Genomic DNA, 21,307 nt, shown 5'->3' with positions numbered 1-21,307 from the left:
CGCGAGGTGGCGTATATTACGCTTTCCTCTTTCAGAGTCAAGCGTTTATTTTCGCTTTCGTCTGCCTGACGGGCCGGCTCGTTTGCCGTTGTGCCGTGTCAGTGGAGGCGCATTATAGGGAGTTCTTTCCGCCTGACAACCCCTAATTTCAAAAAACTTTTCAACCGTCTCTTTTTTGTGCAAAACTCCTTTAGAGTGGCAGTTTTTCGAGCTTATTGAACCCATAACGCTGCAAAACGGACATTAACTGCGCAACTTCCGGCGTTAATGCCATACAATAAGCAATATTCTCATCAGAAGAACACGCATCCGGTGCTTCATGCTCCAGCAGCCACGCGGTGCGTCTGGCAATCGCCGCGCCCGAGTCCACCAGCCGTGTGCCTTCCGGCAGCACCTGCAACAGTTCTTCAGCCAGTAGCGGGAAGTGCGTACAACCGAGCACAACGGTATCCGGCGGCTCCGGCATACGCAGCCACGGGCGTAGCACGCGGCGCAGCGCCTCCAGAGAGACCGGTTCGCCGTGCAGTTTCGCCTCAGCAATTTCCACCAGCTCCGCCGAGCCCAGCATTTCTATCTGGCATTCATTGGCGAAGCGCGCAATCAGCTCATGCGTATAAGGACGCTTAACGGTGCCACGGGTCGCGAGCAGCCCTACCATACCGTTCGCCGTCAGACGCGCAGCCGGTTTGATAGCAGGCACTACGCCCACCACAGGAAACGCGAATTTTTCACGCAAGGCAGGGAGAGATACCGTACTGGCAGAGTTGCAGGCGATAATGGCGAGCGCCAGGGGGTAGCGCGCCTGAACGGCAGTCACAATTTCGACCACACGCTCAACGATAAACGCTTCGCTTTTCTCGCCATAGGGGAATGCAACGTTATCGAAAGCGTAGATGTAATGCAGATCCGGCAGGAGATGCCGGATCTCATCATAAACAGAAAGCCCACCCACGCCGGAATCAAAAACCAGAATGGTTGGGCGGGCCTCAGAAGGTGTAGCTGCCTGACAACGTGTATTCTCGTCCTGCAGTCGCGTAGCCATAAGCCGTCTCGTAATCTTTATCGAACAGATTAGCTATTTTACCACGAACTGTAAGGTGAGAGGTGACCGGATACGAAACCGCGACATCCCAAAGGCTGACGCCGCCGAGCTTCACGTTTTGAGTCGGATAAGTGCTAAAGTCAGTGTCGTAGCGTGTGCCCAGGTAATGGTATGTAAGACTCCAGTCGAAATCATAAAGCTGCGTATCCAGCTGATATTTAACCTGCTGCTTAGCCCGGCGCACCAACAATGCGTTTGTTGCCGCATTGCGAGCATCCACATAGTCGTAACCGAGTGTATGAGTCAGCGGGCCAGTATCAAAGGATGCCGTGGCTTCTACGCCTTTAATACGCGCTTTACCTACGTTGTAATATTCCTGCAGGTTGTTATTAAAGTCGATCAGGTTATCAACGTCATTGCGATACGCGGATACACGCCAGTTTACGCCAGCGGTAAGACCTTCAAACGCGCCTTCCCACTGTTTACTCTCTTCAGGATCGAGATGGTCATTGCCATAGAAACCGTAAAGCTGTCCAAGATTAGGCGCTTTATAGGCCGTGCCATAAGAGGCAATGAATCGATACCCTTCAATAAACTCCCAGGCCGCGCTGCTCTGCCAGGTACCATGACGGCCAAACTGGGAGTTATCGTCGCTACGGACTGCTCCTTCAAGCGTAACATCGCCAAACTTCTGCAACGCCGTCAGATAAACGCCGGTGTTACGCAGGTCATAACCGTTCGTGACATAGCTTGTACCCGGTTCGGTGCTCTGCTTCTGCCAGTCAACACCTGCGCCGATATTGCCGTGGCCAACATCAACGGCGTTGGTCCACTGAACGTTGTACTGTTTGATCTCATCAAGCGTAGCCGTGGAGTCATAACGCCCCAGATGCGGATCGTAATTATAATCTTTGCTGTGGCTGTAGCTGGAAAGTAACTGTGAGTGGAAGAGGTCGTTATTGAAGCGCAGCCCCGCATCCCAGGTCTGGCTATAGAGTTGACGGGTATCAACCAAAACGTCAGGCGTAAAGGAATTGTAATAGCCATCATAGGCCGTACGATTGCTGTAGCCATAGCCGCGAACAAAACCAGTCCACTGGTCAGAAAAAGCATGCTCGAGCGCGCCGTAGAGCGTTTTATTCATAAAGCCATCACGATCGGGCTGAGCAAGACCACCGTTGTTACCCTCAGCAACCACGTCAAAGCCTCTGGTATAGGTATAATCACCCGCCAGCGTCACGCGTGTATTGTCTCCCAGAGTCTGCTGGGTACTGCCGCCATAATTTTGGTAGCTATGCGAACCTATCCCCGCGTTCAACGTCGTGCCATCCTTCGCACGGGTCGTGATAATGTTCACTACTCCACCAATCGCATCAGATCCATAGACCGCAGAGCGTGGTCCGCGAATATATTCAATGCGCTGCACCAGAGCTAGCGGGAACTGGCTAAGATCGGACGACCCTGTTACCCCCGCCTGGTTCAGACGGATGCCATCGACAAGAATAAGAACATGACTGGAGTTCGTTCCCCGAATAAACAGGGAGGAAAGCTGCCCCATTCCGCCGCTTTGGGCAGTATCCACGCCCGGCAGGCGACGCATAACATCAATTACTGTGTTTGCCTGCCAGCGTTCGATATCTTCCCGCGTCACCACTGACGTCGGCGCCAGCACTGTATTGACCGGTTGCTGAAAACGGTTGGCGGTCACCACCAGAGAATCTGAGCCGCTATCCTGCGCCCAGCCAGAAAACGCCGTGACGGAAAGCGCCGTCAGCAGCGAGATTTTTTTTATCATCATTAATATAAGCATCCGCTTAACGTATAGGATGCCGCAGGCGCACTTAATAGAACGCGATAAGCGCGCGAGATGCGACGTGACTCCGGCAGGTCTTCGGGCTTGGAGGTGTGTTACGGATGAGGACTTCCCACCGGCGGGCCGGCAGTGTCTGCGAACGCGTTCATCCCACCTGTCTTTACCGCTGCGCGTCAGCTCCAGATTCGCACTGGATTCCCTTTTCACTCACAGGAGACCGGAAACGGCATGCTACATGGAGCGCCAGACAGAAGTCCAGACTTCCATCTGTGATGATGCAAAAACAATCAACGCTGGACATCACGCCCGCATTCCCTACAATCCCGGCGTAAATTTTTATCACCCCAGGACGCATGATGACCCCCGAACATCTCCCCATCGATCAATACGACGCACAGCTGGCCGAAAAAACAGAGCGCCTGCAAAGCATGATGGCGCCTTTCGCCGCGCCAGCGCCGGAGGTGTTCCGCTCGCCGGTAAGCCACTACCGCATGCGCGCCGAGTTCCGCCTCTGGCATGACGGCGACGACCTCTACCACATCATTTTCGATCAGGAGACGCGCAGCCGTATTCGCGTCGACAGTTTCCCGGCGGCGAGCGAGCTGATTAACGCCCTGATGCCGCGCATGATCGCGGGCATTCGCGACAACCGCACGCTGCGCCATAAGCTGTTCCAGATTGACTACCTGACCACCCGTAGCCAGCAGGCGGTCGTCTCGCTGCTCTATCACCGCGCGCTGGATGACGCCTGGCGTGAAGAGGCGACGCGTCTTCGCGACGCGCTGCGCGCCGACGGCTTTGACGTCCACTTTATTGGCCGCGCGACGAAAACCAAAATCATGCTCGATCAGGATTACATCGACGAGCGCCTGCCGGTCGCGGGCACAGAGATGATTTACCGCCAGGTGGAGAACAGCTTTACCCAGCCAAACGCGGCGATGAACATTCATATGCTGGAGTGGGCGCTGGATGTCACGCAGGGTTCAAAGGGCGATCTGCTGGAGCTTTACTGCGGTAACGGCAACTTCTCGCTGGCGCTGGCGCGCAACTTTAACCGCGTGCTGGCGACAGAAATCGCCAAGCCGTCCGTCGCCGCGGCGCAATACAACATTGCGGCCAACCACATCGACAACGTACAGATTATCCGCATGGCGGCGGAAGAATTTACCCAGGCGATGAATGGCGTGCGTGAATTTAACCGTCTGCAGGGGATCGACCTGAAAAGCTATCAGTGCGAGACGATCTTTGTCGATCCGCCGCGCAGCGGGCTGGATCAGGAGACGGTCAAAATGGTGCAGGCGTATCCGCATATCCTTTATATCTCCTGCAACCCGCAAACACTTTGCGAGAACCTCGACACGCTAAGCCAGACGCACCGCGTTGAGCGCCTCGCGCTGTTCGATCAGTTCCCTTACACCCACCACATGGAATGCGGCGTGCTGTTAACGCGCCGCTAATAAAAAGGGCGCCGCGGCGCCCTTTCTTTACTCTTCGTAACGCGCCTTGCGCTGACGCAGGCGAAAACCAATCCAGAACAGAAGCACCACCGATAACACCGACGGCAGGAAGTTAGAACCAATCGCCGGGTATTCGGCGCGCACCACGGCGCTGTACAGCAGCACGCCCAGAATAAAACAGGCGGCGGCGATGCCAGGCAAGCCCACCGGCATCGTGCGGTTAAGGTAACGCTGATGCAGACAGTACACCGTCAGCGCCAGGGAAATAATCGGGAAAATCGAGAAAGGCACGATGGAGCTAAACAGCGCCGCGCAGGTGCCGTTAATTGACAGGCCGGCTAACAGCGCCAGCAGCAGCGTACCCTTTTCTTGTGTCGTGTTTCTCATTGCTCGTCCTTCACTTATCGGAATTTTGCGCCATCTTTTCTTGTTCGCGACGGTACCAGTAGTAAGCGCCTTTGGAAATCATGCGCAGCTGCAAGACCAGTCGCTCTTCTAATTGCCCGCGCTGTTCCGGGCTCACATCCAGCGCCTCAGCGCCAGCGCTAAAGACAATAGTCACCATCGCCTCCGCCTGAGCCTCGGTAAACGCGCGCGGCATATGATTTTCGAGTTCCAGATAATCGGCAAGTTCCGCGATGAAATGCTGGATTTCACGCGCCACGGCGGCGCGAAACGCCGCAGACGTGCCGGAGCGCTCACGCAGCAGCAGCCGGAAGGCGTTCGGGTTATTGCCGATAAACTCCATAAAGGTGGAAACCGACGTGCGGATCACGCTGCCGCCTTTGGCGATGCGCTGGCGCGCCTGGCGCATCAGCTGGCGCAGCATCAGCCCGCTTTCATCCACCATCGTCAGACCCAGTTCATCCACATCGCGAAAGTGCCGGTAAAACGAGGTCGGCGCGATACCGGCCTCGCGCGCCACTTCGCGCAGGCTCAGGCTGGCAAAACTTCTTTCCGCGCTTAGCTGACTAAACGCGGCTTCCACCAGCGACCGCCGGGTCCGTTCTTTTTGTTGCGCTCTGACGCCCATCACGTTGCCTGATTCCTTCCTGTTGAAACGGCACTATACCAGTTTTAAAACTACCGGGTTTATAACGGATTGTGAATGATTGTTTACGAAGCGGAGGCTACCAGAGATGGCAAAACGCACAGGGAGAATTGGGTTATTCTTTGGGTGATGTTACTATTCTGTTGCTTTTATGTATAAGAACAAGGTAAGCCTTACCATGCCACAAACCTACGATTATGATGTAATAGTGATTGGCTCTGGCCCTGGCGGCGAAGGCGCTGCAATGGGCCTGGTGAAACAGGGCGCCACGGTAGCCGTGATAGAGCGCTACCATAATGTCGGCGGCGGTTGCACCCACTGGGGCACCATCCCGTCGAAAGCGCTACGCCACGCCGTCAGCCGTATCATTGAATTTAACCAGAACCCGTTATACAGCGCCCACTCCCGTCCTCTCCGTTCCTCTTTCGCCGACATCCTCAACCACGCCGACAACGTGATCAATCAGCAGACCAACATGCGCCAGGGCTTTTATGAGCGCAACCGCTGCCAGATCCTGCAAGGCGACGCGCGTTTTATTGACGAGCATACGATTGAGCTGACCTGTCACGACGGCTCGATAGAGACCCTGACCGCAGAAAAATTCGTGATTGCCTGCGGTTCGCGTCCCTATCACCCGGACGATGTGGATTTCACCCACTCGCGCATCTACGACAGCGACTCCATCCTCAGCATGCACCATGAGCCACGCCACGTGATTATTTACGGTGCGGGCGTCATCGGCTGTGAATATGCGTCGATTTTCCGCGGGATGAACGTCAAGGTGGATCTCATCAACACCCGCGACCGTCTGCTGGCGTTTCTCGATCAGGAGATGTCCGATTCGCTCTCATACCACTTCTGGAACAGCGGCGTGGTGATTCGCCACAACGAAGAGTATGAGCGTATCGAGGGCGTGGATGACGGCGTGATTGTGCACCTGAAATCAGGCAAGAAAGTGAAAGCTGACTGCCTGCTCTATGCCAACGGACGCACCGGCAACACCGATTCGCTGGCGCTGGAGAATATCGGGCTGGAGGCCGATGGCCGCGGGCTACTGAAAGTGAACAGCATGTACCAGACCGCGTTGCCGCACATCTATGCCGTGGGCGATGTGATCGGTTATCCGAGCCTGGCCTCCGCCGCCTACGATCAGGGCCGCATCGCCGCGCAGGCATTAGTGCAGGGCGTAGCGTCGGCGCACCTGGTGGAAGATATTCCAACCGGCATCTACACCATTCCGGAAATCAGCTCCGTCGGCAAAACCGAACAGCAGCTCACCGCCATGAAAGTGCCTTACGAAGTGGGTCGCGCGCAGTTTAAACACCTGGCGCGTGCGCAAATTGTGGGCATGAACGTGGGCACGCTGAAGATTTTGTTCCACCGCGAAACCAAAGAGATTCTGGGAATTCACTGCTTTGGGGAGCGCGCGGCCGAGATTATTCATATCGGCCAGGCGATTATGGAGCAGAAAGGTGGCGGTAACACCATTGAGTACTTCGTTAACACCACCTTTAACTACCCGACGATGGCGGAAGCCTATCGGGTCGCCGCGCTGAACGGCTTAAACCGCCTGTTTTAACGCGCTGTCGAAACGGCCATCCATCTGTTTGCGGATGGCCTCTGCGAGCTGCTCATAGCGGCTGCGCAGCGGCGAGCCCGGACGATACACCAGACCAATGGTGCGTCGCGGTTCCGGCTTCACGCAAGGCAGATAAACGACGCCGTCGCGATGGCGTTCCGGCGGTACGGCGAGCGCAGGCAAAAGCGTAATGCCGCTGCCTGCCGCCACCATATTGCGCAGCGTTTCAAGGCTGGTCGCGCGGAAATGCGTGTCTTCATCCGCGCCCGCTTCGAAGCAAAAGCCCATCGCCTGATCGCGCAGGCAGTGGCCGTCTTCCAGCATCAGCAGTTTTTCGCCCGCCAGTTCGCCCATCGGCACGCGGTCGCGTCCGGCCCACGGGTGATCTTCATAGACCGCCAGCAGCATCGGCTCATCAAACAGCGGCACTTCGATAAAGGCTTCGCTCTCTTTGACCAGCGCAAGAATAGCGCAGTCGAGCTTACCGCTGTCGAGCTGGGCCAGCAGTTGATGCGTCTGCGCTTCATGCAGATACATTTCGAGTTTGGGGAACGTCTGGTGCAGCATCGGGATGATTTGCGGCAGCAGATAAGGGCTGATGGTCGGGATAAGGCCAATATGCAGCGGGCCGGACATGGTTTCGCCCTGCTGGCTCGCCATCTCCTTCAGCACTTTAACTTCACGTAAAACGGTACGCGCCTGGTCTACCAGCAGCAGCCCCGCCTGCGTGAACAGCACTTTGCGGCTGGTGCGTTCCAGCAGCATTACGCCGAGTTCATCTTCAAGCTTACGGATTTGACCGCTCAGGGTTGGCTGACTCACGTGGCAGGCGTCCGCCGCACGCCGGAAATGGCGATGTTCGGCAAGGGCCACCAGGTATTCAAGATCACGAATATTCATTCTTCATCCTCCGCCGCCATGATAGTTCATGGCGATAGATAGCATAGCAACCAACGATTATCCCTATCAAGCACGAAAGTGAATAATAGCCTCAGCCGCGGAGAACATCACTCCTTACCCTCACTGAGTGATAACCCGCACACAGAGTCTCTCTGTTAGCCGTATAACTAAAGCCAACGTGAACTATTTAGCGGACAGTAAGTCCGCTTTTTTTTGCCTGCGTTTCGGGACGCATAAAAAAAGCCCGACATCCGCCGGGCTTTCTTCAGCCATTCGCTATTATGCCAGTCGCGCTTTCGCCGCGCTAATGGCCTGCGCCACCTGCACCGGCGACACGCCGCCCTGCGCCGCGCGCTTATCAAGACACGACTGGAGCGACAGCACCGGGTACACATCGTCACTGATTACCGGGCTGAATTTTTGCAGGTCGCCGAGCGCCAGATCTTCCAGCGGTTTGCCCTGACGAATCGCCTCCACCACCGCCTCGCCCACAATGTGGTGCGCTTCGCGGAACGGCACGCCTTTAGCGACCAGATAATCCGCCAGTTCCGTGGCGTTAGCGTAGCCCTGCTGCGCGGCTTCCTGGCAGCGCGGACGTTTCACCTGAATGCCGTCCAGCACCAGCGCCGCCATATGCAGGCAATCAAGCCAGGTGTCGAGCGCGTCGAACAGCCCTTCTTTATCTTCCTGCATGTCTTTGTTGTACGCGAGCGGCAGGCCTTTGAGCGTCATCATCATGCCGGTGAGCGCGCCCTGAACGCGGCCGCACTTGCCGCGAATAAGCTCCAGCGCGTCCGGGTTTTTCTTCTGCGGCATTAACGAGGAGCCGGACGTCACGCGATCGGACAGCTCGACAAACCCCGCTTCGCCGGAGTTAAAGAAAATCAGGTCTTCGGCGAAACGCGACAGATGCACCATGCTGATGGCGGCGTCCGACAGCAGCTCCAGCACATGGTCGCGATCGGAAACGCTGTCCAGGCTGTTGCGCGTGGCGCTTGCGAAGCCGAGCCAGCCCGCCAGTTGTTCACGGTCGATTTCATACGCCGTACCGGCGAGCGCGCCGCTGCCAAGCGGGCTGACGTCCAGACGTTTCAGCGTATCTTTCAGGCGGCTTTCATCGCGCGCCAGCATTTCGACATACGCCAGGCACCAGTGCGCAAACGTCACCGGCTGGGCGCGTTGCAGATGGGTGTAACCCGGCATCACCGCGTCCTGGTTTTCCTCGGCAGTGACCACCAGCGCCTGCTGGAGCTGACGCGTGGCGCTCAGCAGCGCATGCACCTGGGTTTTGCACCAGAGCTTCAGGTCAGTCGCGACCTGATCGTTACGGCTGCGTCCGGTATGCAGTTTTTTGCCGAGCGGGCCGACTTTGTCGATAAGCTTGCCTTCCACCCAGCTGTGAATATCTTCCGCGTCGCTTTCCAGAATCGCGTGCGGGTTTTCCAGCACCTCTTCCAGCAGCGTATTGAGCGCGCCTTCAAGCTGGCTTTGCTCCTGCGCGGTCAGTACGCCGACCGTAACCAGCGCTTTAGACCAGGCCACGGAGCCGATAATGTCCTGCTCGGCGAGTCGGTAATCAAAGCGCAGAGAGTCATTAAATTGTTTAAACCGCCCGTCTGCCGCCTGAGTAAAACGTCCGCCCCAAAGTGCCATAATCCGCTCCGTTATCTGTCTTGCAATGGCGGGGGTGCTTTGCTTCCCCGCACTACGACTGTTCTGGTTATCTCTTAAATGCGGGTGCGCTTCGCTTACCCGCCCTACAAATGTTGTGCTGCTTTTATGCGACGGGGCGCTTCGCTTACCTGTGCTCCCCTTACCGGGCGTAGGGCGGGTAAGCGTCAGCGCACCCGCCATCCACGCAACGGCAGATTACTTCTTCAGCTCATTCAGCGCACGGATGCGTGAAGAGAGGGAGAACAGACGGATAAAGCCGCCCGCGTGGCTGTGGTCATACACTTCGTCTTCGCCGAAGGTCGCAAACTCTTCGTTATACAGGCTGTTGGTCGATTTCTTCTGAATCGCGGTCACACGGCCTTTATAGAGTTCCAGCACCACTTCGCCGCTCACCTGCTCAGCCAGCGACTGCGCCGCCGCCTGCAGGGACTGACGCAGCGGGGCGAACCAGCGGCCGTCGTACACCACGTAAGACATCTCAAGGCCTACCTGCTCACGCCATTTGAAGCTGTCGCGATCCAGCACCAGCTGCTCAACGCCGCGCAGCGCCGCCATCATAATGGTGCCCCCCGGGGTTTCGTAGCAGCCGCGGGATTTAATACCCACCAGACGGTTTTCCACGATATCGATACGGCCCACGCCATGTTTCGCGCCGATTTTGTTCAGCACTTCCAGGCAGCCAAACGGGGTCAGTTGCTCGCCGTTAACCGCAACCACGTTGCCTTTCTCAACGGTCACGGTCACCTGCTCCGCCTCATCCGGCGCGTCTTTAGGATCGACCGTCCAGACCCAGCAATCCTGGTTCGGCGCATTCCACGGGCTTTCCAGCACGCCGCCTTCGGTGGAGATATGCCAGGCGTTCTCGTCGCGGCTGTAGATTTTCTCAAGCGACGCGGTGGTCGGGATATCGCGCGCTTTCAGGTAATCCAGCAGCGCTTCACGGGAACGCAGGTTCCACTCACGCCACGGGGCGATAACTTTCAGGTGCGGGGCCAGCGCCGCCCAGGCGGATTCGAAACGCACCTGGTCGTTGCCTTTACCCGTCGCGCCGTGGCACAGCGCGTCGGCGCCCACTTTCTTCGCCACGTCCACCAGCGCTTTGGCGATCAGCGGACGCGCCATTGAGGTGCCCAGCAGATAGCTGCCTTCGTACAGCGCGCCGGTTTGCAGCACCGGGTACACGTAATCTTTGATGAACTCTTCACGCGCATCGACCACATAGCACTCGGACGCGCCGGAGCGCAGCGCTTTCTGCTCAACGCCTTTCAGATCGTCACGATCCTGGCCGATATCGACCACGCAGGCGACTACGTCGCAGCCTTCATAGTTTTCTTTCAGCCACGGAATGATGGCAGAGGTGTCGAGGCCGCCGGAGTAAGCGAGAACCACTTTTTTGATGCCGTGATTTTGCATTGTCTTTTTCCTTTAAAAATTTGTAATCAGGCCAAAATGCGCGTGCCGATGGACACGCCATTAAACAGGGCGGGCAACTGCTCCGCGTGGCGCCAGGAGGCGATGTCCACCGGGCGGCCCAGCGTGCGGGCGGCGTCCAGCGCCGCATGCACTTTAACGATCATCCCGTCGGTGATGATGCCCTGGGCGATAAGCTGCTCGGCTTTCGCAGAGGTCATCTCAGCGATGCGCTGGCCTTTGCCGTCCAGAATGCCGCTCACGTCGGAGAGCAGAATCAGATCCGCGCCAAGCGTCGCCGCAAGCGCCGTGGCCGCCTGGTCGGCGTTCACGTTCATCAGGTCGCCGCTATCGGTGACGCCAATCGAGCTAATCACCGGCATAAAGCCGTTTTCCAGCAGCGTGTTAATCAGCTTCGGCGACCCCGGATGCGCCTGGCCCACATGGCCCAGTTCTTCATCCAGCGGCGTCACGCTGACGCTGTCGCCGTCGCCCAGGAACAGGCCGACGGAGGCAATACCGTGTTTTTTCGCCCAGGCGAGGAGCGTCTTGTTGGCGGTGCCCGCCAGCGCGCCGGTAATAATGTCGATTTGATCGGCAGGCGTGACGCGCAGGCCGTCTTTCTTTTTCACCGGCAGGTTGAGCTGTTTCATCAGGTCGTCAACGAGGCAGCCGCCGCCGTGAACGATGACCAGCGGGCGCTGATGCTCCTTGCGGTAGTTAACGAGGGCGGTAAAAAGACGCTCCAGCGCCTCTTCGCTGTCGAGCAACACACCGCCTAACTTAATGATTAACGGGTTCATCATCACACCTGACTCGGTTAAATAAGTGACTGCGTTTCGGCGAAGCCAAAACGAATATTCATACACTGCACCGCCTGCGCGGCGGCGCCTTTCAGCAGGTTATCTTCCGTGGCGACCACGATCAGATGTTCGCCCTGCACGGCGAAGCCGATATCGCAAAACGGCAGACCCACCACGTTTTTCAGCGCGGGCACGCCTTTGTCATACAGCCGCACCAGCGGTTTGTCGCCGTAAGCGTCCTGGAAGGTGGCGGCGACTTGCTGCGCGCTCACCCCCGGCTTCAGGCGGCAGGTGATGGTTTCCAGAATGCCGCGCGGGAAGCTGCCGAGGTGCGGCGTGAAGATCACCTCCGCGCCCAGGTGGCTCGCGATTTCCGGCTGGTGGCGATGCGTAAAAATGCCGTAAGGCTGGAGGCTCACTTCACAGAAGCTGTTAGAGATAGCCGCTTTCCGTCCCGCGCCGCTCACGCCGCTGGTGGCGTTAATCACCGGCCACTGGTTGAGATCCAGCAAACCGGCGTCAATCAGCGGTTTCAGCGAAAGCTGCGCCGCGGTCGGGTAGCATCCCGGCACCGCCACCAGCGTCGCTTCCTTCAGCGCATCGCGGTTCCACTCCGCCAGGCCATACACCGCCTGCGCCAGCAGCTCCGGGTGCTGGTGCGTGAATCCGTAAAATTTGTCGTAGAACGCGGCGTCGTTAACGCGAAAGGCGCCGGAAAGGTCAAACACCACGCAGCCCGCATCAAGAAACTGCGGCGCGAGATCGTGGCTGACCTCATGGGCGGTGGCGAGAAACACCACATCCACGCCGTCGGTGAACTCGCGAATGTCGCTCATCGGCTGCAGCGGCAGGTCAAGCACGCCTTTCAGCTGCGGATGCAGATCGGAGATTAACTTTCCCGCATCATTGCTTTGCGCTGAGACCGTCAATGCGGTTATGTTCATATGCGGATGGCGATTCACATAGGTCGCAAGCTCTGCGCCGGCATAACCACTGGCGCCAACAATCAGCGTGTTCAACATCGGGGCTGGATACCTTCTACCGTCATGTATTTCAGGCGCGGGCCTCCGGGCCGTTGCCGCGTCCGCGAGCGTATCGTCTTCACCGGAACCCGGCGGTTCCCTTACGCTCAACGTTAATGTATTTTTATTCATAAATACTGCATGAATATTGATACTATCACGACCTGAGGTCTGTCAACAGTGAAAATGAAATTACCGCCATTTATCGAGATTTACCGCGCGCTTATCGCCACACCTTCCATCAGCGCCACCGACAGCGCGCTCGATCAGAGTAATGCGACTTTAATCAATTTGTTGGCGGGCTGGTTTGGCAGTCTCGGCTTCCAGGTCGAAGTGCAGCCGGTTCCCGGTACGCGCAATAAATTCAATATGCTGGCGAGCACCGGCAGCGGCGCGGGCGGTCTGTTGCTGGCCGGGCATACCGATACCGTGCCTTTCGACGACGGACGCTGGACGCGCGACCCTTTCACGCTGACCGAGCATGACAACAAACTGTTCGGGCTTGGCACCGCCGATATGAAAGGCTTTTTCGCGTTTATTCTTGATGCGCTGCGTGACGTGGATGTGACGCAGCTGAAAAAACCGCTCTACATCCTGGCGACCGCTGATGAAGAGACGAGCATGGCGGGCGCGCGCTATTTCGCTGAAACCACTGCGCTTCGCCCGGACTGCGCCATCATCGGCGAGCCGACGTCGCTCCAGCCCATCCGCGCCCATAAAGGCCATATTTCCAGCGCTATCCGCGTGCAGGGGCAATCCGGTCACTCCAGCGACCCGGAGCGCGGCGTGAATGCCATCGAGCTGATGCATGACGCCATCGGGCGCATTATGCAGCTGCGCGATTCGCTCAAAGAACGCTATCACTATGACGCGTTTACGGTGCCTTACCCGACGCTTAACCTCGGCCACATTCATGGCGGCGATGCGTCGAACCGTATTTGCGCCTGCTGCGAGCTGCATATGGATATTCGTCCGCTGCCGGGCATGACGCTCGACGATTTAAGCGGGCTTCTGAACGAGGCGCTGGAGCCGGTAAGCCTGCGCTGGCCGGGCCGTCTGACGGTGTTTGATCTGCATCCGCCAATCCCTGGCTACGAATGTCCGCCGGATCATAAGCTGGTGCAGGTGGTGGAAAATCTGCTCGGCGCGCAAACCGATGTGGTGAACTACTGCACCGAAGCGCCGTTTATTCAGACGATTTGCCCGACGCTGGTGTTAGGCCCCGGCTCGATTAATCAGGCTCACCAGCCGGATGAATATCTGGAAACGCGGTTTATCAAGCCGACCCGTGAGCTGATTTCGCAGGTGGTGCATCACTTCTGCTGGCACTGAATGCCCTGAATATCACGGTGGATGCGCTGCGCTTATCCACCCTACGAAAATCCATATCTCATCCCCCAGGGCGGGTACCCGCCGTTGTAACACCGCCCTTTCACCGTAGGGCGGGTAAGCAAAGCGCACCCGCCGTTGTAGCGCCACCGCCTCACCGTAGGGCGGGTAAGCAAAGCGCACCCGCCGTTGTAACACCACCGTTTCACCGTAGGGCGGGTAAGCCATGCGCACCCGCCAGTCCGCTCGTCACATGCAGCCCATTTCACTGCTTTTACGCCCTGCCGCAGCGCGTGTGACTGCACATCGCGCCGCTCGCCTGCACGCTATCTTCATAAGCGTTACTTATCTGCAATAACGTGAATTAACTTTCATAAATTGCCGCACTTTATTCACCTGCTGAAGCGATTTCGCAGCAATTGACGAACGGGATTTCGCGTGGCTTTATAAAAGACGACAAAGAGCTATGTCCGAAAGATTTCAAGTTGCAGCAAGGCGGCAAACGAGCCCATCCCAGGGAGCTTACATAAGTAAGTGACCTGGGTGGGCGAGTGCAGCCAACACAGCTGCGGCTTGAAAGATACAGGACATTTACAAGTGAGATGGGGTGTCTGGGGTTATATGAACGAACAATATTCCGCTTTGCGAAGCAATGTCAGTATGCTCGGCAAGTTGCTCGGGGATACCATCAAGGATGCGCTGGGAGAAAACATCCTTGACCGCGTAGAAACAATCCGCAAGTTGTCGAAGTCGTCCCGTGCTGGCAATGAAGCAGACCGCCAGGCGCTGTTAACCACGTTGCAAAACCTTTCCAACGATGAACTGCTGCCGGTGGCCCGCGCGTTCAGTCAGTTCCTGAACCTGGCCAACACCGCCGAGCAATACCACAGCATTTCGCCGAAAGGCGAAGCCGCCAGCAATCCGGAAATTATCGCCCGCACCCTGCGTAAGCTTAAAGACCAGCCTGATATTAACGAAACCGCCATCCGTCAGGCCGTGGAATCGCTGTCGCTGGAACTGGTGCTGACCGCGCACCCGACCGAGATCACCCGCCGCACGCTGATCCACAAAATGGTCGAAGTGAACAACTGTTTAAAACAGCTCGACCACAAAGATATCGCCGATTACGAGCGCAACCAGATCATGCGTCGCCTGCGCCAGCTTATCGCGCAGTCCTGGCACACCGACGAAATTCGCAAAAACCGCCCAAGCCCGGTAGACGAGGCCAAGTGGGGCTTCGCCGTCGTGGAAAACAGCCTCTGGGAAGGCGTACCGAATTATCTGCGCGAGCTGAACGAACAGCTGGAAGCGCATCTCGATTACAAACTGCCGGTGGATTTTGTGCCGGTGCGTTTCACCTCCTGGATGGGCGGCGACCGCGACGGCAACCCGAACGTCACCGCGGATATCACCCGTCACGTCCTGCTGCTGAGCCGCTGGAAAGCGACCGACCTGTTCCTGAAAGATATTCAGGTGCTGATTTCCGAGCTCTCGATGGTCGAGTGCAGCGACGCGCTGCGCGAATATGTCGGCACCGAGGGCGCACAGGAGCCTTACCGTTACCTGCTGAAAGGGCTGCGCGCGCAGCTGCTCGCGACCCAGGCCTGGCTTGAAGCGCGCCTGAAAGGCCAGAAGCTGCCGAAGCCGCAGGGCCTGCTGACGCAGAACGAACAGCTCTGGGAGCCGCTCTACGCCTGTTATGAATCGCTCGTCGCCTGTGGTCTTGGGATCATCGCCAACGGCGAACTGCTCGACACGTTGCGCCGCGTGAAAGCCTTCGGCGTGCCGCTGGTGCGTATCGACATCCGTCAGGAGAGCACCCGCCACACCGAAGCGCTGGGCGAGCTGACACGTTATCTCGGCATTGGCGACTACGAAAGCTGGTCGGAAGCCGACAAACAGGCGTTCCTGATCCGCGAACTGAACTCCAAACGTCCGCTGCTGCCACGCCAGTGGGAGCCGAGCGACAACACCCGCGAAGTGCTGGAAACCTGCAAAGTGATCGCCGAAGCGCCGAAAGGCTCGATCGCCGCTTATGTGATTTCCATGGCGAAAACGCCGTCCGACGTGCTGGCCGTTCACCTGCTGCTGAAAGAAGCGGGCATTGGCTTTGCGCTGCCGGTGGCTCCGCTGTTTGAAACGCTCGACGACCTGAACAACGCCAACGACGTGATGACCCAGTTGCTGAATATCGACTGGTATCGCGGCTTTATTCAGGGCAAACAGATGGTGATGATTGGCTATTCCGACTCCGCGAAAGACGCGGGCGTGATGGCCGCGTCCTGGGCACAGTACCAGGCGCAGGACGCGCTGATCAAAACCTGCGAGAAAGCGGGTATCGCGCTGACGTTGTTCCACGGTCGCGGCGGCTCTATTGGCCGCGGCGGCGCGCCGGCCCACGCGGCGCTGCTCTCCCAGCCGCCGGGCAGCCTGAAAGGCGGCCTGCGCGTGACCGAACAGGGCGAGATGATCCGCTTTAAATATGGTCTGCCGGAAGTCACCATCAGCAGCCTGTCGCTCTACACCAGCGCCATTCTGGAAGCCAACCTGCTGCCGCCGCCGGAGCCGAAAGCCGCCTGGCGTCACATCATGGATGAGCTTTCCGACATCTCCTGCACCATGTATCGCGGCTATGTGCGTGAAAACAACGATTTCGTGCCGTACTTCCGCTCGGCAACGCCAGAACAAGAACTTGGCAAACTGCCGCTCGGTTCACGTCCGGCCAAGCGTCGCCCGACCGGCGGCGTGGAATCGCTGCGCGCCATTCCGTGGATTTTCGCCTGGACGCAAAACCGTCTGATGCTGCCCGCCTGGCTTGGCGCGGGCGCCGCGCTGCAAAAAGTGGTGGAAGACGGCAAACAGGACGAGCTGGAAACCATGTGCCGCGACTGGCCGTTCTTCTCCACGCGCCTCGGCATGCTGGAAATGGTCTTCGCCAAAGCGGATCTGTGGCTGGCGGAATACTACGATCAGCGCCTGGTGAAAAAGGAACTCTGGCCGCTCGGCCGTGAGCTGCGCCAGTTGCTGGAAGCCGACATCAAAGTGGTGCTGGATATCGCCAACGACTCGCATCTGATGGCGGACCTGCCGTGGATTGCCGAGTCCATCCAGCTGCGTAATATCTACACCGACCCGCTGAACGTGCTTCAGGCAGAGCTGCTGCACCGTTCACGCCTGGCGGAAGAAGAAGGCAAACCCGCCGATCCGTGCGTTGAACAGGCGCTGATGGTCACCATCGCAGGCGTCGCGGCAGGGATGCGCAACACGGGCTGATGTCGCGCCTCAGAGGATAAAAAGCCCCGGCATGCCGGGGCTTTTTTATGGGCGCAACGGTCAGCGTCAGTAATAGAGCACCGTAAACGTAATCGCGCCGTTTGCTTTGCCGGGGCGCATACGGTCTTCCGTTTGGACATAACGCGCCACAAACGGAATGCGGTGCGTGTTGACATCATCCGTGCTCAGATTCCAGTAGTTATTGGTATAGGTGTTCAGCGCCATTGGCTCATGCGTCGCATCCGACACATTGCCTTTGGCTATCTGAATCCCGATCCCGCTGGCGCTGTCGCTGCCAGGCGTCACGGAGAAGATACCGTTGTTCGCATCAATCACCGTCGTGGAAGGCTTCATCGTGATCCACACCGGGTTTGGCGAGGCGTTACCCATCGTCGTGATGCCGCTATCATTCGCGTCAATATTGGTACGAATACCCCAGGCGCGCGGGCAGTTGGTCAGGGTAATCGACGCATCGCGCCACTCTGTCCCGCTTCCTACGCCGCTGAAATCATTCTCCGCGCTCCAGGTGCCAAGCTTCACGTTCACATCCGGCGTGGTACAGGAGAGCGCGGCGATATTGACCGAACCAGTAAAATTGATTTTCAGCGCGTTAAGCGGACTGCCAGCGGCGCCTGACGCGATGAAGTCAATCGCCATCGACGGCAGATCCTGGCCGTTCACATATCCCGGCTGAATAGGGCCGGTTTTGATGAGATAGAGCCAGAACTCACTGTTTACCGTATGGTTCACGTTCTGATTGGGTTCAGGCCGAATGGTATCGATGTAATAGGTTCCCGGAATAGCGATGTTTTTGTCACCCTGCGCCCATACCGCGACCCCCACGCCCGGCAGGTTAGTGTCCCAGACTTTGTTGGGGAACGGCGAGCCGCTCCACGGTGAGAGCGCGTGCGGCGTGCTGGTCCAGTGATAATCATACGAAACGTCGTACGGAATGCTGTCGGTCGAGAGACAGTCAATCTTGACCGGCGCGCTGGGCATGTAATGCAACCGGTAGAGCGTGCGCCCGTCAGAGGCGTCAGAGCCGACGGAAATCGTCCCGTTAATCGGCAGCGTCACGTTCACCGCGTGCGATCCGGTGTGATAAGAACAGGAGGTAGAAGCCAGCGCGTCTCTGCTGAATAGCAGCAGCAGAAGCATCCCGGCTCCGAGAGATAAAACGGTTTTCCTTACAGCCATAATTCCCTCTTTACAGTGCATCATTCCCGTCACAGGAAATAGGTGATTGGCCGGCCCGTCAGGCCGACGTTATCCGGCCGTGAGCGCAGCCTGCCGCCGCCGGTCGGTGGAGAGTTGCAGCGGCGATGAAGACGACGCCACGCCTGAGGGCGGCAGACACGGCGTATCGAAACGCTGAATCGACTGACGCTGCCCCTCCGCCTGCGGCATCAGCAAATAGCTGATAAGACACTGCATCCCTACGCTCTCGCCCCACCTAACCGTAAGCTGGCCCTGGTTGTTGCCAACGCGGGCATAAACCAGCCCGCCCTGTCCTGCCGAGCCCACCTGATTGCCTTCGGCATCAAACACCACCGCGCCGAACGGCACCGGTTCGCCCTGATAGTTCGACGCGATAAGTACCGGTGTGCCGGTATTGGTTTTGTAGGTGAGCTTCACCACTGCCCCAAGATACGGCGCTACTTTCTGCGAGGTGTTCTCCAGCTCCACATTCACCGGCGCGGTTTTCGGATCGACCGTAATGTCGTTGAACTGGTACGGGTCGAGATACGGCACGGCGGCATAGCCACGTCCATCCACAAACACGCCAGGATAGGACGACACCGCCGCGCCGCGCGCGCCTTTCGCCTCAACCAGCGCGAAAGTGTCCGAGGTATAGGGTGTAAATGTCAGCCCACCGGAATGGCCAAGAATGGTGCCGGTCGCACCAAGCGACACGCTACTGTAGTGATCGCCCACGCTGTAGCCGCCGCTCACTGAGGTAACCTGGCTGCGGTAATCGGCGTTAAACGAACCGCTGGTGCCTTGTCCCTGATCGCCGTTCATCGCGGTCACGCTGTAGTTCATCTGGTTATAATCGCCAAGCGAACCGGAAACGCCGACCTGCTGCCCGTCGTGGCCGTTGCTGTCGCGCGTCAAATCGATATGCGCGTGTGGCGTATGCTGTTCGAAGCCCTCGCCCAGCGGGAAGCTCATCGTCAGCAAATAGTTCGTCTGCCCTTCGTTCTCTTTGCTGTAGGTGCGGCTCACCGTCACGCCATACGTCAGGCTTTTATAGTTGTTGTTGTAACCGACCTGGAACTGTTTATCGGAGCCCGCTTTATTCCAGTAATCCTGTAACGAGCCGCTGAGATAAAACTGTCCCCAGCCGTCATCGAGCCCCTGGCTGACCGTTGCCACGAACTGATTTTTCATGCGCAGGATATTGTCTGGCGACTCGCCGCGATCGACCGCGTCGCGCGTCAGCATGGCGGTCTGGAAATCCATATACTGACTGGTCGCGAAGCGATACGCCGCCAGCGAAATGTTGCTGCGCGTCTCCGTGATATCTTTGCTGAAGCTGATTTTATAGCTCTGCCCGCTCAGGCTGTCGGCCCGACGCTGGCCCAGGAAAGAGGTGCCGTTATCCAGATGCGTGCGCGCCTGCGTGACGTCCAGCGCCAGCGAGCCGATGGGCGTACCGAAAGCCATCCCGAACAGCAGCGCGTAATAGCCCTGGCTCACCTGCACGCCGCCGTAACTCGTCAGGCGGTTGGAGATCCCGTACTGGTAAGTGGCCTGATACAGCGCCGGTTTGGTGCGCAGCGAATCGTTGCGATATTCGCCTGCGACCACGGAATAACGCAGCGCGCCGGGGCGTAACTGCTGCGCCACCGAGGCATAAGGCACCTGGAAATGTTGTTCGCTGCCGTCGGCTTCATAAACCGTTACGTCAAGATTGCCGCCGTAGCCGGTCGGGTAGAGATCGTTAATCGCGAATTCGCCGGGCGCGACGGTGGTTTCATAAATGGTCTGCCCGCTCTGACGCACCGTCACGCGGGCGTTAGTACGGGCGACGCCGCGGATATCCGGCGCGTAACCGCGCTGCGATTCCGGCAGCATCCGCTCGTCGCTCGCGATCTGCATGCCTTTGAAAGGCAGCGTGTCAAACACCTGCCCCTGGGTGCTGGTTTCCCCGATCAACGCGCGTCCTTTGATAACCGGAATATCGCGTTGCAAATAGGTGCTGATGCTGCTGTATTGCCGCTCACCCTCTTCCATATAGCTGTAATAGCCGTTATGACGAAGATACCAGGCACCGACGTTCAGGCCGCCTTCAAGGCTTGAATAAAAGGAGTCGAGCGTTTTGCCATTCGCGTGGCTGGAATAACCATTCATGTTATAGCCGAGCATCAGCGCAGGAATACCGCTGTCCCATAGCTCCGGGTTAACGCTGCCGCGCGCGTTATGCAGCAGGTAGATTTGCGGCACGGAAATATCGAGCCGCTGTTCGCTGGTATCAAAGGCGATTTCCGAATGCGGAAGCTTTTTCTCCAGATCAAGGCACTGTTCACCCTGCTGAAACGGCGTCAGGAAATCCTTAGGCAGCTTTTCATAATTAAACGGGATCGTTTTAATGAGGTCAGATGTCAGGCACACCCGGCTGGTTTTATCCGGCTGCGCCACGACATCGATTTCACTGGTGAGCGTCGCCTGGCCGTTGATATAAACCAGCGCACGATAGCGTCCCGGCAGCGCCGCCGCGCCATTAGCGAAACGGCTTAAATCCACCGCATTTTTATTTTCCAGGTTGAGGAAGATATTATCGAATTCGACATGCTCAGCAATATCGACCGGTTCTTGTTCAGACTTTCCCGGCAACTCCTGTGCCTTCCCCGGCGTCGCCAGCAGACAAATAATCACAGCCATTATGCCTGGAGAGAACGTCGCTGCCTCTCCCTGGCGAAACCTGTTTTTCATCGCGCTTCTCTTTTACGG

15 protein-coding genes and 1 riboswitch are annotated in these 21,307 nt (G+C 57.8%); of the genes, 4 read left to right on the top strand and 11 right to left on the bottom strand.

The window, feature by feature from the left end; genetic code table 11:
- Window positions 1–190: 190 nt before the first annotated feature.
- Window positions 191–1,042, bottom strand: coding sequence for a glutamate racemase (gene murI, locus G6041_RS17600; protein ID WP_166491671.1), 852 nt, complete (start codon window positions 1,040–1,042; stop codon window positions 191–193).
- Window positions 987–2,837 carry a TonB-dependent vitamin B12 receptor BtuB gene (btuB, locus tag G6041_RS17595; RefSeq protein ID WP_041460752.1) on the bottom strand — a complete coding sequence of 617 codons (1,851 nt, stop codon included), beginning with the start codon at window positions 2,835–2,837 and terminating at the stop codon, window positions 987–989. The genes murI and btuB overlap by 56 nt, the downstream gene beginning before the upstream one ends.
- Window positions 2,838–2,907: 70 nt before the next feature.
- Window positions 2,908–3,092, bottom strand: a riboswitch (cobalamin riboswitch).
- 119 nt (window positions 3,093–3,211) lie between these two features.
- On the opposite strand from btuB, the gene trmA reads away from it, so the two are divergent.
- A complete protein-coding gene (trmA, locus tag G6041_RS17590) occupies window positions 3,212–4,312 on the top strand; it encodes a tRNA (uridine(54)-C5)-methyltransferase TrmA (protein ID WP_041460630.1) in 1,101 nt (366 codons plus the stop codon).
- 27 nt (window positions 4,313–4,339) lie between these two features.
- Here the strand turns inward: trmA and G6041_RS17585 are convergent, their stop codons facing one another.
- Window positions 4,340–4,699 (bottom strand): YijD family membrane protein, encoded by a 360-nt coding sequence (locus tag G6041_RS17585; protein ID WP_004386934.1) that lies wholly within the window; start codon window positions 4,697–4,699, stop codon window positions 4,340–4,342.
- A gap of 10 nt (window positions 4,700–4,709) precedes the next feature.
- On the bottom strand, window positions 4,710–5,348 hold the full coding sequence (gene fabR, locus G6041_RS17580) for an HTH-type transcriptional repressor FabR (RefSeq protein ID WP_007779290.1): 639 nt from the start codon (window positions 5,346–5,348) through the stop codon (window positions 4,710–4,712).
- Between the two features lie 193 nt (window positions 5,349–5,541).
- On the opposite strand from fabR, the gene sthA reads away from it, so the two are divergent.
- Window positions 5,542–6,942: a Si-specific NAD(P)(+) transhydrogenase gene (sthA, locus tag G6041_RS17575; RefSeq protein WP_007779293.1), complete on the top strand. Its 1,401-nt coding sequence runs from the start codon at window positions 5,542–5,544 to the stop codon at window positions 6,940–6,942.
- Here sthA and oxyR read toward each other — a convergent pair.
- The 5 genes from oxyR to argC all read right to left on the bottom strand — a co-directional run bounded on the left by oxyR (window position 6,925) and on the right by argC (window position 12,751).
- Entirely contained in the window at window positions 6,925–7,842 is a 918-nt protein-coding gene (gene oxyR, locus G6041_RS17570) for a DNA-binding transcriptional regulator OxyR (protein WP_004386937.1), read from the bottom strand. The two genes, sthA and oxyR, sit on opposite strands and share 18 nt — an antisense overlap.
- Window positions 7,843–8,121: 279 nt before the next feature.
- Entirely contained in the window at window positions 8,122–9,495 is a 1,374-nt protein-coding gene (gene argH / locus G6041_RS17565; RefSeq protein WP_007892504.1) for an argininosuccinate lyase, read from the bottom strand.
- A 216-nt stretch (window positions 9,496–9,711) separates the two neighbouring features.
- Window positions 9,712–10,929 carry an argininosuccinate synthase gene (locus tag G6041_RS17560; RefSeq protein ID WP_012126069.1) on the bottom strand — a complete coding sequence of 406 codons (1,218 nt, stop codon included), beginning with the start codon at window positions 10,927–10,929 and terminating at the stop codon, window positions 9,712–9,714.
- A gap of 26 nt (window positions 10,930–10,955) precedes the next feature.
- The gene (gene argB / locus G6041_RS17555) at window positions 10,956–11,732 is read right to left on the bottom strand and encodes an acetylglutamate kinase (protein ID WP_012126070.1); all 777 of its coding nucleotides are present in this window, start codon (window positions 11,730–11,732) and stop codon (window positions 10,956–10,958) included.
- 14 nt (window positions 11,733–11,746) lie between these two features.
- Window positions 11,747–12,751 carry an N-acetyl-gamma-glutamyl-phosphate reductase gene (argC, locus tag G6041_RS17550; protein ID WP_014729831.1) on the bottom strand — a complete coding sequence of 335 codons (1,005 nt, stop codon included), beginning with the start codon at window positions 12,749–12,751 and terminating at the stop codon, window positions 11,747–11,749.
- 180 nt (window positions 12,752–12,931) lie between these two features.
- On the opposite strand from argC, the gene argE reads away from it, so the two are divergent.
- Together argE and ppc are read left to right on the top strand one after the other, a co-directional pair.
- Window positions 12,932–14,083 (top strand): acetylornithine deacetylase, encoded by a 1,152-nt coding sequence (argE, locus tag G6041_RS17545; RefSeq protein ID WP_007892500.1) that lies wholly within the window; start codon window positions 12,932–12,934, stop codon window positions 14,081–14,083.
- A gap of 618 nt (window positions 14,084–14,701) precedes the next feature.
- The gene (gene ppc, locus G6041_RS17540; protein WP_029039319.1) at window positions 14,702–17,353 is read left to right on the top strand and encodes a phosphoenolpyruvate carboxylase; all 2,652 of its coding nucleotides are present in this window, start codon (window positions 14,702–14,704) and stop codon (window positions 17,351–17,353) included.
- Between the two features lie 66 nt (window positions 17,354–17,419).
- On the opposite strand, the gene G6041_RS17535 is transcribed toward ppc, so the two are convergent.
- Together G6041_RS17535 and G6041_RS17530 are read right to left on the bottom strand one after the other, a co-directional pair.
- Window positions 17,420–18,511 carry a fimbrial protein gene (locus tag G6041_RS17535; RefSeq protein ID WP_007892490.1) on the bottom strand — a complete coding sequence of 364 codons (1,092 nt, stop codon included), beginning with the start codon at window positions 18,509–18,511 and terminating at the stop codon, window positions 17,420–17,422.
- Window positions 18,512–18,619: 108 nt separating this feature from the next.
- Window positions 18,620–21,289, bottom strand: a complete 2,670-nt coding sequence (locus G6041_RS17530) for a fimbria/pilus outer membrane usher protein (protein ID WP_012126075.1) — start codon at window positions 21,287–21,289, stop codon at window positions 18,620–18,622.
- Between the last annotated feature and the right edge of the window lie 18 nt (window positions 21,290–21,307).

This window comes from Cronobacter sp. HA18003, from assembly GCF_011605905.1.
Classification (GTDB): Bacteria; Pseudomonadota; Gammaproteobacteria; order Enterobacterales; family Enterobacteriaceae; genus Cronobacter; species Cronobacter sakazakii.
Note: the sequence above shows the minus strand (reverse complement) of the source record. Positions and strands in the feature narration are given on the sequence as shown.

What these genes read in the sequence shown, in the direction of transcription:
- btuB (WP_041460752.1), bottom strand. Translation starts at nt 2,837, where the DNA reads ATGATAAAAAAAATCTCGCTGCTGACGGCGCTTTCCGTCACGGCGTTT.
- G6041_RS17530 (WP_012126075.1), bottom strand. Translation starts at nt 21,289, where the DNA reads ATGAAAAACAGGTTTCGCCAGGGAGAGGCAGCGACGTTCTCTCCAGGC.
- argB (WP_012126070.1), bottom strand. Translation starts at nt 11,732, where the DNA reads ATGATGAACCCGTTAATCATTAAGTTAGGCGGTGTGTTGCTCGACAGC.
- sthA (WP_007779293.1), top strand. Translation starts at nt 5,542, where the DNA reads ATGCCACAAACCTACGATTATGATGTAATAGTGATTGGCTCTGGCCCT.
- argH (WP_007892504.1), bottom strand. Translation starts at nt 9,495, where the DNA reads ATGGCACTTTGGGGCGGACGTTTTACTCAGGCGGCAGACGGGCGGTTT.
- oxyR (WP_004386937.1), bottom strand. Translation starts at nt 7,842, where the DNA reads ATGAATATTCGTGATCTTGAATACCTGGTGGCCCTTGCCGAACATCGC.
- argC (WP_014729831.1), bottom strand. Translation starts at nt 12,751, where the DNA reads ATGTTGAACACGCTGATTGTTGGCGCCAGTGGTTATGCCGGCGCAGAG.
- G6041_RS17585 (WP_004386934.1), bottom strand. Translation starts at nt 4,699, where the DNA reads ATGAGAAACACGACACAAGAAAAGGGTACGCTGCTGCTGGCGCTGTTA.
- ppc (WP_029039319.1), top strand. Translation starts at nt 14,702, where the DNA reads ATGAACGAACAATATTCCGCTTTGCGAAGCAATGTCAGTATGCTCGGC.
- trmA (WP_041460630.1), top strand. Translation starts at nt 3,212, where the DNA reads ATGACCCCCGAACATCTCCCCATCGATCAATACGACGCACAGCTGGCC.
- G6041_RS17535 (WP_007892490.1), bottom strand. Translation starts at nt 18,511, where the DNA reads ATGCTTCTGCTGCTGCTATTCAGCAGAGACGCGCTGGCTTCTACCTCC.
- G6041_RS17560 (WP_012126069.1), bottom strand. Translation starts at nt 10,929, where the DNA reads ATGCAAAATCACGGCATCAAAAAAGTGGTTCTCGCTTACTCCGGCGGC.
- murI (WP_166491671.1), bottom strand. Translation starts at nt 1,042, where the DNA reads ATGGCTACGCGACTGCAGGACGAGAATACACGTTGTCAGGCAGCTACA.